This is a genomic window from Pseudomonas sp. NPDC087803 (assembly GCF_044742995.1).
In the GTDB taxonomy this organism is placed as follows: Bacteria; Pseudomonadota; Gammaproteobacteria; order Pseudomonadales; family Pseudomonadaceae; genus Aquipseudomonas.
The window spans coordinates 419,049-433,980 of the sequence record NZ_JBIUVO010000001.1; the positions used below are offsets into that span (position 1 = coordinate 419,049).

Consider the following 14,932-nt stretch of genomic DNA (forward strand, 5'->3'; position numbering starts at 1 on the left):
CCTCAGTGCCCCACGGCAAACGCAATCGGCGCCGTGCGCGCCAGTCCGCCACGGCATTTGAGCACGCGCAACTGGGCCGGTCTGGCGTCGATGGCAATGCGCAGCGCCGCCGGCGACGGGTTGATCGCCTCGCTCAGCGGGCGCCAGGCAAACGCCAGGGTCTGGCCGGTTTCCGCCGCCACCTGCAAGCGCCGCAACGCCCGATCATCGGCCTTGTGCGGCCAGCACAGCACCGCGCCGCAACTGCCCGAACGCAGGCATTGTTCAGCCGCCCACAAGGCATCACGCTCGCTGGCCTGAATCACCGACAACTGGCGCAGATCGACCCCGGCGTTCGCCCACGCCTGCGGGTACGGCACGAACGGCGGTGCCACCAGCACGATGCGCTCGCCCGCCGTCGACAGCCGCGCCAGGGTCGGCCACACCAGTTGCAGCTCGCCGACCCCGGGGCCGGCCAGGAGGATTTCGCTCAGCGCCGCTTCCGGCCAGCCACCGCTGGGCAGTGCCGCATCCAGCGCGGCATGGCCGGTGGGTTGCGGGCTGGCCGCCGGTGGCGCAGGCCGGCCCTTCCAGACCTGGCCGCCATTGAACAGCGTATCGAGAGCAACGACGGCGCCCATCAGCCTTGCCTCACCAGACCACAGAACACGCCTTCGATGGCCAGATCCTGATCATCGCGCACGACAATCGGCTGGTACGCCGGGTTGCGCGGCAACAGCCGAACCTCATCGCCGACGCGCTCGAAGCGTTTGATCGTCACTTCACCGTCGAGGCGCGCCACTACGATCTGGCCGTTGAGCGCTTCGGGATTGCGCCGCACACCGACCAGATCGCCGTCGAGAATGCCGTCCTCGATCATCGAATCGCCCTGCACGCGCAGCATGTAATCGGGGGTGCGGGAGAACAGCGCCGGGTCGAGCATCAGGCGATTATGGATGTCGGCATCGGCGCCAATCGGCGCACCGGCAGCCACTCGGCCGAGCACGGGGATATCGAGCAGTTCCGGCCGCGCCGGCTGCCCGAGCAGGCGAATGCCCCGGGCCTGGTGCGGATTGACCTCGATAAACCCGGCTTCGGTGAGCGCCAGCACATGCTTGCGCGCCACGCTGCGCGAGGCAAAACCAAAAGCCTCGCTGATTTCAGCGAGGCTTGGGGGCTGACCGTGTTCGGCGATACGTTCGCGGATAAAGGTCAGGATGGCGGTACGGCGGGGAGTCAGGTTCGTCATGGAGTACATTTGTACTCCTGTGGGATTTTACTGACAAGCACCGCCAGTCGGCCCAAGCCGACCATCCAAAAAAATCAAAAGATCGCAGCCTCGTTGCACTCGTCAGCTCCTAAAAAGAAGGCGACTCGGGAATCGTGTAGGAGCTGCCGCAGGCTGCGATCTTTTGACTTTGTTTTTAAAGGCCAGATCAAAAGATCGCAGCCTCGTTTCACTCGTCAGCTCCTACAAAGAGGCGACTTGGGAACTGTGTAGGAGCTGCCGCAGGCTGCGATCTTTTGACTTTGTTTTTAAAGACCAGATTAAAAGATCGCAGCCTCGTTGCACTCGTCAGCTCCTACAGAAGGAGACGACTCGGGAACTGTGTAGGAGCTGCCGCAGGCTGCGATCTTTTGACTTTGCTTTTTAAAGACCAGATCAAAAGATCGCAGCCTGCGGCAGCTCCTACAGGGGGAATGGGGGTCAGTTCAGGCCGCGTTCGGCGAGGAAGGCGGCGATGTAATCGATGAATGCCACCACTTTGGCCGTGGCCCGTCGATGGCTCGGGTACACCGCGAGAATGTGCGGGCCGAAGGTGTCGGGGTCGATTTCATAGCCAGCCATGACCCGCACCAGACGCCCGTCGGCAATGTACGGCGCAGCGCTCCACAGCGGCGTGTGCAGCAAACCGCATCCGGCCAGGGCGCCGGCCAGCAGCAGGTCGTAATTGTCGCTGCGCAAGCGCGGCGCCGTCGGTTGGGCCAGGCTCAGGCGCTGGCCGTCGCGCTCGGCCCACCAGAACTCGCGGCTGAGCAACGGGTGCTGATACAGCAGCCATTCATGCTGCTCGAGGGTTTGCGGGGTGACCGGCAAACCCTTGCGCGCCAGATAGTCCGGGCTGCCGCACAGGGCCAGACGATTGCTGCCGACCACCCGCGCAATCAGCCCCGGCAAGTCGTCATGGCCCTCGCGCAAGGCCAGGTCGTAACCGCTTTCCAGCAGATTGACGAACGCATCGCACAGGTCCACTTGCAGGCTGATCTGCGGGTATAGCTGCAAAAAGCCGTCACACACCTGATCGAGAAACGCCCGCCCGTACGCCAGCGGTGCGGTGATTTTCAGGCTGCCGCGCAAGCCGTGCTGCAACTGCTCAATTTCCTCGCTGGCCTCCTCCAGCCGCTGCAACACCAGCCGCGCGGTTTCCAGATAAACGCGGCCGATTTCGGTCAGTAGAATCCGCCGCGTACTGCGTTCGAACAGCCGCGCGCCAAGTTCCGACTCCAGATGATTGACCGCTTTGGTCAGGGCCGACGGGGTCTTGCCCAATTGCTCGGCCGCGCGGCTGAAACTGCCGAGTTGCGCGGTGACCACGAACATTTTCAATGCACCCAGCTTGTCCATACTTTTTCCACTCAGGCAAAAATGTTTTTCATGAGGGAGGCGTTCTGTCGGCCAGTGTCAGCCACTAATCTGGCCATCAGACGCAATAACAAGGAAATCTTCAATGAAAAGATTCATCCCGAGTCTGTTGGTGAGCGCTATAAGTTTTGCCTCGATGGAAGCCATGGCCGCCACCGATCTGGTACTGGTCAACGGCAAGATTTTCACTGCCGACCGCACGCAACCGAAGGTGCAGGCGCTGGCCGTGGAAAACGGCAAGGTGCTGAACGTCGGCACTGACGCGCAAATCAAGGCGCTGATCGAACCCGGCACGCAGGTGATCGACCTCGGCGGCAAGACCCTGATGCCGGGCTTGATCGACAGTCATTCCCACGCGATTTTCGGCGGCCTGGAAATGCTCTCGGCGAACATGGAGGACGAAGTCGTCGCCCTTGATGAACTGGAAAAACGCCTGCGCGCCTGGCGTGCCGACGGCAAGGCCCGGCATGGCGACGTGCTGAGTATCGCCGGTATGAGTTCGGCCTACTGGGCGCAGGCCGAAGCGTTGGGCAATACCTTCAACCAGGGTGAATGGGCTGCCGTGCCGGTGGTATTCATCGGCAGCGACCACCACACCGCGTGGGCCAACAACGTGATGCTCAAGCGCGCCGGCATCGACGCGGCGTTGCTCAAGACCCTGCCCGCTGCGGAACAAGACACGATCGGCAAACTGGCCAGCGGCGAGCCCAACGGTTTTCTGGTCGATGCCGGCTGGGACCGGGTCGCCGCGAAAATGCCGGTGCCGAGACCGGCCGACATGCTTAACGCGGCCAAGTCCGCCGTGCGCTTCAACAACAGCCTCGGCATCACCGCGTGGATGGACCCCGCCGCCAACGCCGCACCGGGCGAGCCGGTCTTCGCACTCAAGCCCACCGAGAACACCGTCGGCGTGCTGCCGGCCTACAAAGCGCTGGCGGAAAGCGGTGACATGAGCGTGCACGTCGCCGCGCTGCTGGTGGCCAATCCGAAAAGCCTGCCCGCCGACCTCGACACGCTGGATAAGGTGCGCCAGCAATTTCAGGGCATCCCCAACCTGAGCCTGCCCGGGATCAAGATCTTCGCCGACGGTGTGATCGAGTACCCGGCGCAGAGCGCGGCGATGATCGATCCGTATCGCAACTCGCACAAACAGGGCGAACTGCTGATTGATCCAGAGCATTTCGGCGAACTGGTCAGCGCCATCGACCAGCGCGGCTGGCTGGTGCACATCCACGCCATCGGCGACCGCGCGGTGCGTGAATCGCTGAACGGCATCGAACAGGCGCGCAAGGATCGGCAGAGCGGCATCACCCACTCGATCACCCACCTGCAGATGGTCAACCCGAAAGAATTCGCCCGCTTCAAACCGTTGAACGTGATCGCCTCGATGCAACTGCTGTGGGCCAGCGCCGATGATTACACCACCGACATGATCAAGCCTTACGTCAGCGCCCTCGCCTTCCGCTATCAATACCCGGCGCACTCGCTGCTGAAACAGGGCGCGACGATTGCCGGTGCCAGCGACTGGCCGGTGTCGTCACCCAACCCGTTCAACGCCATGGCCCAGGCCATCACCCGCGTCGGTCCGCTGGGTGTGCTGAACGCTGACGAGCGTCTGGACCGCGAAACCATGTTCTACGCCTACACCGTCAACGCGGCGCGGACCATCGGCCTGGACCAGCAGATCGGCTCGCTGACGCCGGGCAAACAGGCCGACTTCATCGTGGTCGACCGCGACGTGTTCAGCGTCGACGAAAAAGCCCTGCATGACACCCGGGTCCTGCAGACCTGGTTCGGCGGCCGTCAGGTCTACACCGCCACCCAATAACAACACTGTTCCCCCCCGCTTTTGTGGGAGGGGGCTTGCTCCCGAAGGCGTCCGGTCAGCAAACATGTCGATACCTGACCCACCGTCTTCGCGAGCAAGCCCGCTCCCACAGGGACTTTCACCCTACCCAAGCATTTCCACTGCATTTTCCAGCCCCCATAACAATCACAACATCGGGACTTCACATGAAAGCCTTGCCCCTGTTCGCCCTGAGTTTGTTGAGCGTGCTGCCCTTGAGCAGCTTTGCGATCCCCTTGAACGATGACTTCGCGCTGTTGGTGGATCTCACTTTAGCCAGCGACTACCGCACCCGCGGTATCTCGCAAACGCAAAACGACCCGGCCCTGCAAGCCGGCCTGACCCTGATGCACAGCAGCGGTTTATACGCGGGTGCCTGGAGCTCCAACGTCGATTTCGGCGGTGGTCTGAAAACCCGTCAGGAAGTCGATTACTACGCCGGCTGGCTGTGGCAGGCCACCGAGGATGTCGGCCTCGATCTGGGCTACATCAAGTACGCCTATCCCAAGGAAAGCCAGTTCAACCAGAGCGAGGTTTACGGAATTCTCGGCGTCTACGGGGTGAAGCTGGCGGCGTATTACTCCAGCGATGCACCGGGGATCGACAGCAAACAAAGCTCGCTCTACACCTATGTCGGCTATGAAACCGGGTTGCCGTTCGATTCGGGGTTGAAACTGCGCTACGGCAATATGGACTTCAAGGATCCGCACCTTTATTCGGCGTCCGGGCATGGCGAGGACAGCTATCGGGAGTGGGAAGTCAAACTGACTCACAACCTGGCCGGAGTGGTGCTGGGTTTGAGCTACATCGACACCGATCTGTCGCAGAGCCAGTGCCTGAGTAACTGGGGGTTCAGGGATGTGTGTACCGCCACAGTGGTCGCCAGCCTCAGCAAATCCTTCTGACCCACCAAAGTACCCACTGTAGGAGTGAGCCTGCTCGCGATAGCGGTGTGTCATTCAACAACGACGTCGGCTGACCCACCGCTATCGCGAGCAGGCTCACTCCTACAAGGTTTTGAGTTGATCTGAGTGTTTGTTACGGGATGTTTACGGAATTTTTACTAATGTTCTTCTACAGTTACGCGCGTAACCGCGTGCGTTTTCTATTCGGCTGGAGGAATGTCTGTAATGGCTTTGGGCAAAGGACTGCGTTTACCGTCCATCACGTCAACCCGACTGGTGCTGCTGTTTTCCCTGGCTCTGGTGGCGCTGTACAACCTGGCGACCTGGAAGGCGCTGGGCACGTTGATCACCCTGCAAGGCGCGCACAAACTGGCGTTTTTCGCCTCGTTCGGCGTGTTTCTGTGGGCGGCGATCACCCTGTTGCTGACCCTGGTGTCGTTTCGCTGGACGCTGAAACCGGCGCTGAGCGTGGTCGCCGTGCTCTCAGCCTGCGCCGCGTATTTCATGAACGAATACGGGATCACCATCGACACGGTGATGATCCAGAACGTGTTCGAAACCAACCCCGGCGAAGCCGCCGCGCTGTTCAACAGCAAGCTGCTGGCCTATGTGTTGCTGCTCGGTATGCTGCCGGCGGTGCTGATCTGGCGCTGGCCGGTGAGTTATCGACCGTTCTTTCGCGGCCTGCTCAACAAGCTGCTGGTGATTGCCGCTTGCGTGCTGGTGATCGCTGCATCGGTGGGCGCGTTCTACTCGACCTACGCGCCGATCTTCCGTGAAGAAGACAAGCTCACCCACTTCATCAACCCGACCAACTACATCTACGCCATCAGCAAATACACCAAGCAACGCCTGGGCATCAAAAAGCACTTTGTGGTGCAGGCCATCGGTGAAGACGCGGTGATGAGCGCGAAAGCCGCCGGCCGCGAGAAGAAGTCGCTGATGGTGTTCGTGGTCGGCGAAACCGCCCGAGCCGATCATTTTTCGCTGAACGGCTATGCCCGCGAGACCAACCCCGAACTGAGCAAACTGGACATCCTCAACTTCACCCAGGTGCACTCCTGCGGCACGTCCACGGCGGTGTCGGTACCGTGCATGTTCTCGATGTTCCCGCGTGAGGACTACAGCGACAAGAAAGGCAAAACCTACGAAGGTCTGCTCGACATCCTGCAGCGCGCCGGCGTGCAGGTGCTGTGGCTGGACAACAACAGCGACTGCAAGGGCACCTGCCTGCGCGTGCCGCACCGCGACATCGCGAAGAACCAGCCGGGGCCGTTCTGCGACGGTAACAACTGCCTCGATGAGGCGCTGCTGGCCGATCTGCAGAACTACATCGACAGCCTCAAGGGCCACGCGATCATTGTCCTGCACGCCGACGGCAGCCATGGTCCGGAATACTACGAGCGCTACCCGCAAACGCTCGAACGCTTCAAGCCGATCTGCCACACCAACCAGTTGGGCAGTTGCAGCCGTGATGAACTGGTGAACGTGTACGACAACACGATTCTCTACACCGACCACTTCCTCGCCAAGGTCATCGAATTGCTCAAGCGCAACCAGGACACGCTGGATACCTCGATGCTGTACGTGTCCGACCACGGCGAATCACTGGGCGAAAACGGCCTGTACCTGCACGCGGCACCGTATGCATTGGCGCCCGAGGCGCAGACTCATGTGCCGATGGTGATGTGGTTCGGCAACAACACCCTGGCGCAATTGGGGATTGATCGCGATTGCCTGCAAGGCAAGACCGGGCAGCCGGATCTGAGCCATGACAACCTGTTTCATTCGGTGCTGGGGTTGTTTGAGGTGAAGACCGCGCTGTATCAGCCGGGGCTGGATGTGTTTCGCGGGTGCCGGCCAGCCATGACGGCCGGGCAATAACCCAAATTCCGAAACCCCTAAAATCCCTGTGGGAGCTGGCTTGCCAGCGATGGCGGTCTGTCATTCACATAGATGCCTGATGTGCCGGCCTCATCGCTGGCAAGCCAGCTCCCACAGGGAAAGCAGTGTTCTCAAGAACTGAGCTGTGCCAGATAGTCCCACGGGTAGATCCCGCGTTGATGGCCGTCGCTGAACACCAGTTGCACGCCATAACCCTGCGGGTTGATTTCGATCAAGCGGACGCGCTCATCCACCAGTGGCACCGAGCCGCGCAGGCGAAACGCGCGGCACTGCGAGCACGGGCACTGGCGGCGCAGTTCGGCGTGGTTCAACAGCGACTCGCGGCCGTCCGGCCAGCTCAGGCGCAGGGTCTGCTGGCTCTGCGAATTGCCCACTGACAGCGGATTCATTGCAACTGACTCAAGGCAATCCGCACCGCTTTGCGCACTTCCGGATCGCCGTCATCCTGCGCCGCCTGCAACGCCGCCACGGCGCCGCGATCATGCAACTCGCCGAGGGCCAGCGCGGCTTCCTTGCGCAGGTTGCTGATGCGATGGCCGAGGGTTTCGATCAACGCGTCCAGCGCTGATGCAAATCGCAAGCGACCGAGGCTGCGGGTCGCGCGCAGGCGGACTTGCCAGTAGTCATCGCCGAGAGCGGCGATCAACGCTGGACCGGCGTCGCTGTGGCCGACCTTGCCCAAAGTCGTCGCCGCTTCTTCACGTACTTGCCAGGCCTCGTCCTGCAGCGCCTGACGCAGGGCCGGCAGCACCTCGGCGCCGGACGCCAGACCGAGGGCGCCGGTGGCGGCGCGGCGCACTTCGGTGTCCGGGTCGGCGCTGGCCAGTCGCGCCAATGCCGGCAATGCGTCGAGCTGTTTGAGCCAGCCCAGAACGCCCACGGCTTCGCGGCGTACGTTGGCGTCGGTGTCGTTGAGTGCCGCGACCGCAGCGGGCGCGGCGTCGGCGAAACGCAGCTCGCGCAAGGCACGGAACGCGGCGATGCGTACGCTGACTTCAGCATGATCGGTCCACGGCAGAATCACCCGCCCTGCCGCTTCAGTTTTGAGCAGGCTCAGACTCTGCGCCGCGGCTGCCTGCACGGCCGCAGATGGATCGGTCAGCGCCTGGCACAGCGCAGCCACCACCGGTTGGTCTTCCCACGCTTCCAGCAGCCGCGCGGCTTCGGCGCGAACTTCTTCGGCGGGATCTTCGCTCAGTTTTTCAACCAGCCACAGCAGGCCATCCGGCTCTTCCAGATCCGCCAGCTCGATCAGGGCAATGCGCCGCACACCGGCATCGTCAGCGGTCAGACGCGGTTGCAGGGCGAGGATGTCGTCGTTATCGGTCACAGCAAAAAATGAGGTCATAGGGCAAATCGCGGCAAAGGGTTTTCAGGAGGCAGGCCGAGCGGGTTGAGGCGCGGCAGCGGTCGGGGGTTGTCATGGCGCAGCAGGTCGAGGCAATGGCGCTTGAGGCGCGAGAATTCGGCACTGGTCACCAGTTCGCTGGTGCGCGGACGCGGGAAGTCCAGACGCAGGTCTTCGATGATTCGCCCGGGCCGCGCGCTCATCACCAACAGGCGATCGGCGAGGAACAGCGCCTCGTCAATGTCGTGAGTGACGAACACCACGGTGGTGCGAATCCGCGTCCAGATGTCCAGCAGCAGTTCCTGCATGTTCAAGCGGGTCAAGGCATCCAGCGCGCCGAACGGTTCGTCCATCAGCAACAGCCGTGGACGGTTGACCAGCACCCGCGCGATTTCCACCCGTTGTTGCATGCCGCCGGAGAGCTGATCGGGCCAGCGTTCGGCGAAGCCGTCGAGGCCCACCAGTTTGAGAATGTCGTCAGCGGCGCGATGCCGTTCAGCCTTGCCGATGCCGCGCATCTTCAGGCCGAAAGCGACGTTGTCGCGCACCGTACGCCACGGAAACAACGTGTGATGCTGAAAGACCATGCCGCGCTGCGGCGACGGCCCGGACACCTCGCCGCCGTCGACTTTGAGGCTGCCGGTGTGGGCGTGCAGGTGCCCGGCCAGCGCACCGAGCAAGGTCGATTTGCCGCAACCGGACGGGCCGAGAATGCACACGAACTGTCCCGGCTCGATCTGACAATCCAGCCCCTGCACGGCTTCGAAAGCATGTTGGCCTTCGCCGAGAACGATCGACAATTGGCGAATATCGATCCGCCCTTCCGGGGTTTGCATTGCGCTCATCAGGCTTTTCCTCGTGGTCGGTGCCAGGGCGTGAACAACCCACCCAGACGCTTGATCAGCAGACTGCTGCCCATGCCCAGCACACCGATCAGCAACATGCCGACGACGATGTCGGCGTAGTTCTGAATGGTGTAGGACTCCCAGGTGTAGTAACCGATGCCGAACTGGCCGGAGATCATTTCCGCCGTCACCAGACAGAACCACGAGGTGCCCATGCCGATGGCAAGACCCGTGATGATGCTCGGTGCGGCACCGGGCAAAATCACTTCCAGCAGAATCGCCCGGCGCCCTGCCCCGAGGCTTTTTGCCGAGGCGATCAGCCGTGGGTCGACCCCTTCCACCCCGTGCACGGTGTTGAGCAGGATCGGGAACAACGCCCCGGTGAAGGTGATGAACACCATCGACAGCTCCGACGACGGGAACATCAGGATCGCCAGCGGAATCCACGCCACCGCAGGGATCGGCCGCAGCACTTCCAGCGGTGGCAGCAACAGGTCTTCAGCCCATTTCGAGCGGCCGATGGCCAGGCCCAAGGCAATGCCGATGATCAGTGCCGCGAGATAGCCGGCGAACACGCGGCTGAGACTGGCGGTCAGGTGCTGCAGCAACTTGCCGGAGTCGCCCAGACCCAGCGCCGCTTCGATCACGGCCAGCGGGGTGGGCACGTTGGCGAAGGTGACCAGGCCAAGGTTCCAGTGGTGGCTGGCGGCGAGTTGCCAGAACAGCAGGCAGAGCAGCAGGGAGGCTGTCCTCGGAACCCAGCGCTTAATGGATCTGAACATAAATATTCCTTTCACCACGTCCCCTGTAGGAGCTGCCGAAGGCTGCGATCTTTTGATCTTGCTTTTTAAAATCAAAGTCAAAAGATCGCAGCCTTCGGCAGCTCCTACACGGGGGAGCGGTGTTCTCCGGGTTAGCGGGTGGCTACAGCCTGAGCGGTGGCATCGGTGAAATCGAAGACCTTGCCGCCCTGCGCCGCCGCATATTGCTGGGCCTGGCCCTTGAGCAGGAACGCGCTCAGGCGGCCCTTGGCATCGCTGGCGAACCACGCCTGATCGGCGAGCAATTTGATCCCGCTGTCACTGGCCTGGGCATACACCGCGCGGATGTTTTTGCCTTCCTGCTTCAGTGCGGCGAGCGCGGTGAACGCCGACTCCGCCGAGGCGTACTGGCGCACCTTGTCTTCGCCACGCACCCAGATTTCCGCGACATGGCTGAAGTCAGAGATAGGTTTGCCAGTCGCCGCATCCGTGGCCTTCAACGGCGTTTGCGCGTAGTTGGCGAGTTGCGCGGTGTAGTCCAGATTCGAGGCCTTGAAGGCGGCGCGGATGTACTGATCGTCGATGAAGGTGTTGAGGTCGAGGCCGCGATCAGCCTTCTTCAGCAGCTTCAGGGTGTCGATCGCGGTGCCCACCGCCTGGCGATATTCCGGCTTCCAGCTCAGGTCGCGGGTCTGTACGCCGAGCGGGCCGTGGAACAGGTAGTTGACCTCGGCATCGACGCCGGTGACCTTGGCGATCAGCTCGCTGTACTTCTCAGGTTCAGCAGCCAGCAACTGGTTGGCCTCGATGCTCGCACGCAGGTAGGCGACGACGATTTCCGGGTACTGTTTCGCGTAGGCCTGATCCACCAGCGCGCCGTGGAAAGTCGGTGCATTGGCCTGGGCGCCGTCGTAAATCTTGCGGGCGAAACCACGGCTCGGGAACAGTTCGGCGAACGGCACGAAATCGGCGTGGGCGTCGATCTTGCCGGCCTGCAACGCGGAGCCGGCGACTTCCGGTGGCTGGGCGATGATGTTCACGTCTTTCAGTGGATCCCAGCCCTGCGCCGCCACCGCGCGCAGCAGCATGCCGTGGGCGGTCGAGGCGAATGGCACCGAGATGGTCTTGCCCTTGAGTTCGCTCAGCGCCTGCACGCCGGACGCACTCGGCACCACGATGCCGTTGCCGCTGCCCTTGATGCTGCCCGACAGCACGCTGATGAACAGGCTGTGCTTGCCGGCGGTTTCGAACGCCACCCCGTTGAACGCCCCGGGGAAATCGGCCATCGCGCCGAAGTCGAGTTTGCCGGCGACCATCTCGTTGGTCAGCGGCGCACCGCTGGTGAAGTTTTTCCACTGCACGTCGTATTTCGCGTCTTTGTAGGCGCCGTCGTGTGGCAGGTATTTGTCGAGCAGACCGAGCTCTCGAATCAACAGCCCGCCGGCGGCGCAGTTGATGGTGGTGTCCTGGGTGCCGATGGCGATGCGGATGGTTTCGGCAGAGGCCGACAGGGTCAATGAAGCCAGTACCAGACCGGCGAGTGCTGCACGCAACATGGTGTGTTTCCCCTCGAATCATTTATTGGATGTTCGTCTCCGCCGCGATCAGGGCGCGGTGGGAAACGAGGGGGTTTCAGTTATTCCAGCGTCCGGTGTTTCCGGGTAGCTCAGGGTGTCGTAAATCTCTGTAGGAGTGAGCCTGCTCGCGATAGCGGTGTGTCAGATGGCGCTGTGTTGGCTGACACACCGCTATCGCGAGCAGGCTCACTCCTACAGGGGAAAGCGTTCAGCGCAGGAGATAGGGGATGTCGACTTTCACCGCGCCAGTCGGGCAATCCTTCTCACACGGCATGCAGTACCAGCATTCATCGAAGGCCATGTAGGCCTTTTGCGTGGCCGGGTTGATCGCCAGCAGGTCCATCGGGCAGACGTCAACGCACACGGTGCAGCCTTTTTCGGCGATGCATTTGTCTTCGTCCACGGTGACTGGGGCGTTGGAGCGGAAGAAAATTTCCTGGGCTTGGTAGGCCATGGTTCGGACTCTCTCTGGTGATGCATCAAGCGGCGAAAGCGCCGACCCGCAAGCGGTCGTAGGCCTGCATTTCTTCGGCATCGAGCGGGATGATGTAAGGCTCGACGGGTTTCTTGAAACTGGTCATGCGGCCGTCTTCGCCCTTCTTCAAATGGCAGTGGCAGAACCACTCGCTGTCGTTGCGCTGCGGGTGATCGACGCGGTAGTGGTACAGGCCCCAGCGGCTTTCGGCGCGGAACAGCGAGGCTCGCGCAGCCATTTCGGCGCAGTCGCGGATCACGCTGGTTTCCATGGCACGCATCAGTTCGTGGGCGTTGTTGGCCTTCATCTGATCGAGGTCGCGTTCGATGTCGCTGAAACGCTGCAAGCCGATCTGCATTTTCTTGGTCACTTTCGGTGGTTGCAGGTAGTCGTTGACGAAGCGCCGCAGCTTGTACTCGACCTGCGCCGGCGGCAGCCCGTGTTCGCGATCCAGCGGTGCGTAGACCCGCGCTTGTTCCTTTTCGATCTGCGCGGCATCCAGCGTCGAGAACTCGCGCCCGGCGACGAAATCCGCCGCGTTGTGCCCGGCGAACCAGCCGTAGGTGAACGCGCCAAGCATGTAGTTGTGTGGCACAGCGGCCATGTCACCCGCTGAATACAAGCCTTTCACCGAGGTCTCGGCCCGCTCGTTGACCCACACCCCGGACGCCGAATGACCACTGCAAAAGCCAATCTCGGAAATGTGCATCTCGACCATCTGCGTGCGGTAATCAGTGCCGCGATTGGCGTGGAACTGACCGCGACTCGGGCGTTCGTTGCTGTGCAGGATTTCCTCGATGTTCTGGATGGTTTCCTCGGCCAGGTGATCGAGTTTGAGGAACACCGGGCCGTTGCCGCTTTCCAGTTCCTGGTGGAACTCCCACATCATCTGTCCGCTCCAGTAGTCGCACTCGATGAAGCGTTCGCCCTTGTTGTTGGCGGTGTAGCCGCCGAGCGGGCCGGTGACGTAGGCACAGGCCGGGCCGTTGTAGTCCTTGATCAACGGGTTGATCTGGAAGCATTCGAGGTTCGCCAGCTCGGCCCCGGCGTGATAGGCCATGGCGTAGCCGTCGCCGGCATTGGTCGGATTCTCGTAGGTGCCCATCAGATAGCCCGAGGACGGCAGCCCCAAGCGTCCGGCCGCGCCGCAGGCAAGGATCACCGCTTTGGCCTTGATCACATGGAAGTCGGCAGTGCGGCAGTCGAAGCCCATCACCCCGTTGACCGCACCCTCCTCGTCGGTCAGCAAACGGGTGCAGACCAGCCGGTTGGTGATACTCACCCGCGCGCGTTTCAACTGCCGGTAAAGGACTTTTTTGATGTCGTGCCCTTCCGGCATCGGCAGCACGTAGGCGCCCATGTGGTGGACTTTTTTCACCGCGTAATCACCGGTCTCGTCCTTCTCGAACTTCACGCCCCAGCGGTCCAGTTGCTCGATGGTTTCAAAACTGTGAGTGGCGTAGGCATACACCGCCGCCTGATTGACGATACCGTCGTTGGCGATGGTGATTTCTTTGGTGTACTGCTCCGGCGTCGAGTGCCCGGGAATGATTGCGTTGTTCAGGCCGTCCATGCCCATGCTGATCGCGCCGCTGCGTTTGACGTTGGCCTTGTCCACCAGCAGCACGCGCAAATCACGGTTCTTCTCTTTGGCCTTGATCGCCGCCATCGGGCCGGCGGTGCCGCCGCCGATCACGACGATGTCGTATTCCTGCTCTAAGGTCTTGCGGGTCATGTCACGCCCCTTTTTGCCGGTCGATCCGCAGGCGGTACTGGAACGCATCGCCACGGTAGTAAAGGTGTTCAAAGTCCAGCGGCTGGCCGTTGGCGTCGTGGGTCAGACGCTCGATGCGCATGATCGGCGAGCCGGCTTCGACGTTCAGCGCCTGGGTCAGGTCGCTGTCGGCCAGCACTGCGTCGATGGCCAGATCGGCGTGACCGAGGGCGATGCCGCAGTCGTTTTCCAGAATCAGGAAGATGTCGCGGGTGACCAGATCGGCCTTCTCCAGGCGTTCGCCGATGGCTTTGGGCAGGTAGGTAATTTCCAGCGAAATCGGCTCGCGGTTGATCAGCCGAACGCGTTTGATCTGCGCCACGGTCTCGCCTTCGGCGACTTGCAGGCGCTCGGCGACACGTTTGTCGGCAGAGATGAATTTGAAGCTGCGCAGGCGGTTAATCACCTCGTAACCGCGCCCGGTCATGGATTCGGCGAGGCCTTGCAGGCTGCTGACGTTCTGGAAGGTTTTCGGCTTGGCGACGAAGGTGCCCTTGCCGTGGATCTTGAAGATCAGCCCTTCTTTCTGCAGATCGCCCAGCGCCTGGCGCACGGTGATGCGGCTGACTTTGAACAGCGTGCCGAGTTCGCTTTCGGACGGCATCTGGCTGTCTTGCGGGTATTCGCCATCGAGAATGCGCGCACGCAGCACGTCGCGCAGTTGGGTGTGCAGCGGGACGCTACTGAGGGACAGGACGTTATCGGTCATCGGGGATCACTTGTTATAACGAGTTATGACGTGATCTTAGAGACGTTATGACAAGCTTGAGAAATACCGAATGGGCATAACCTTAGACACGACGACACACAGACCTTTGTGGGAGGGGGCTTGCTCCCGAAGGCGGTGTGTCAGGCGATGGAAATGCCAGCAAT

The 14,932-nt window shown here is 61.9% G+C and carries 14 protein-coding genes; 3 read left to right on the plus strand and 11 right to left on the minus strand.

Translation table 11 applies throughout. The annotated features are described in order from the left end of the window. Nucleotides 1-2: 2 nt before the first annotated feature. From imuA to ACIOUG_RS01760, 3 genes are all read right to left on the minus strand, one after another. The gene (gene imuA / locus ACIOUG_RS01750) at nucleotides 3-620 is read right to left on the minus strand and encodes a translesion DNA synthesis-associated protein ImuA (protein WP_401062022.1); all 618 of its coding nucleotides are present in this window, start codon (nucleotides 618-620) and stop codon (nucleotides 3-5) included. After that, nucleotides 620-1,237, minus strand: a complete 618-nt coding sequence (gene lexA / locus ACIOUG_RS01755) for a transcriptional repressor LexA (protein WP_108590421.1) — start codon at nucleotides 1,235-1,237, stop codon at nucleotides 620-622. Before lexA ends, imuA begins: the two co-directional genes overlap by 1 nt. Nucleotides 1,238-1,687: 450 nt before the next feature. Beyond that, the gene (locus ACIOUG_RS01760; RefSeq protein WP_401062024.1) at nucleotides 1,688-2,605 is read right to left on the minus strand and encodes a LysR substrate-binding domain-containing protein; all 918 of its coding nucleotides are present in this window, start codon (nucleotides 2,603-2,605) and stop codon (nucleotides 1,688-1,690) included. A 103-nt stretch (nucleotides 2,606-2,708) separates the two neighbouring features. On the opposite strand from ACIOUG_RS01760, the gene ACIOUG_RS01765 reads away from it, so the two are divergent. From ACIOUG_RS01765 to ACIOUG_RS01775, 3 genes are all read left to right on the plus strand, one after another. Then, on the plus strand, nucleotides 2,709-4,451 hold the full coding sequence (locus ACIOUG_RS01765; protein WP_401062026.1) for an amidohydrolase: 1,743 nt from the start codon (nucleotides 2,709-2,711) through the stop codon (nucleotides 4,449-4,451). A gap of 185 nt (nucleotides 4,452-4,636) precedes the next feature. Next, on the plus strand, nucleotides 4,637-5,374 hold the full coding sequence (locus tag ACIOUG_RS01770; RefSeq protein ID WP_401062028.1) for a TorF family putative porin: 738 nt from the start codon (nucleotides 4,637-4,639) through the stop codon (nucleotides 5,372-5,374). A 225-nt stretch (nucleotides 5,375-5,599) separates the two neighbouring features. Further along, entirely contained in the window at nucleotides 5,600-7,258 is a 1,659-nt protein-coding gene (locus ACIOUG_RS01775; RefSeq protein ID WP_401062029.1) for a phosphoethanolamine transferase, read from the plus strand. Nucleotides 7,259-7,389: 131 nt separating this feature from the next. Here the strand turns inward: ACIOUG_RS01775 and ACIOUG_RS01780 are convergent, their stop codons facing one another. From ACIOUG_RS01780 to ACIOUG_RS01815, 8 genes are all read right to left on the minus strand, one after another. Beyond that, nucleotides 7,390-7,668, minus strand: a complete 279-nt coding sequence (locus ACIOUG_RS01780; RefSeq protein WP_401062030.1) for a DUF971 domain-containing protein — start codon at nucleotides 7,666-7,668, stop codon at nucleotides 7,390-7,392. Beyond that, entirely contained in the window at nucleotides 7,665-8,627 is a 963-nt protein-coding gene (locus ACIOUG_RS01785; RefSeq protein WP_401062032.1) for a HEAT repeat domain-containing protein, read from the minus strand. The genes ACIOUG_RS01780 and ACIOUG_RS01785 overlap by 4 nt, the downstream gene beginning before the upstream one ends. Continuing rightward, complete coding sequence (locus ACIOUG_RS01790) at nucleotides 8,624-9,472, minus strand: ABC transporter ATP-binding protein (RefSeq protein ID WP_401062033.1); 849 nt, start codon at nucleotides 9,470-9,472, stop codon at nucleotides 8,624-8,626. Before ACIOUG_RS01790 ends, ACIOUG_RS01785 begins: the two co-directional genes overlap by 4 nt. Next, a complete protein-coding gene (locus tag ACIOUG_RS01795) occupies nucleotides 9,472-10,254 on the minus strand; it encodes an ABC transporter permease (RefSeq protein ID WP_401062035.1) in 783 nt (260 codons plus the stop codon). The genes ACIOUG_RS01790 and ACIOUG_RS01795 overlap by 1 nt, the downstream gene beginning before the upstream one ends. 131 nt (nucleotides 10,255-10,385) lie before the next feature. Then, complete coding sequence (locus ACIOUG_RS01800) at nucleotides 10,386-11,789, minus strand: ABC transporter substrate-binding protein (RefSeq protein ID WP_401062037.1); 1,404 nt, start codon at nucleotides 11,787-11,789, stop codon at nucleotides 10,386-10,388. Between the two features lie 229 nt (nucleotides 11,790-12,018). After that, nucleotides 12,019-12,264, minus strand: a complete 246-nt coding sequence (locus ACIOUG_RS01805; RefSeq protein WP_003225615.1) for a ferredoxin family protein — start codon at nucleotides 12,262-12,264, stop codon at nucleotides 12,019-12,021. A 25-nt stretch (nucleotides 12,265-12,289) separates the two neighbouring features. Further along, nucleotides 12,290-14,020 carry a fumarate reductase/succinate dehydrogenase flavoprotein subunit gene (locus ACIOUG_RS01810; RefSeq protein ID WP_401062039.1) on the minus strand — a complete coding sequence of 577 codons (1,731 nt, stop codon included), beginning with the start codon at nucleotides 14,018-14,020 and terminating at the stop codon, nucleotides 12,290-12,292. Nucleotide 14,021: 1 nt separating this feature from the next. Continuing rightward, nucleotides 14,022-14,768 carry a GntR family transcriptional regulator gene (locus ACIOUG_RS01815; RefSeq protein ID WP_401062041.1) on the minus strand — a complete coding sequence of 249 codons (747 nt, stop codon included), beginning with the start codon at nucleotides 14,766-14,768 and terminating at the stop codon, nucleotides 14,022-14,024. Between the last annotated feature and the right edge of the window lie 164 nt (nucleotides 14,769-14,932).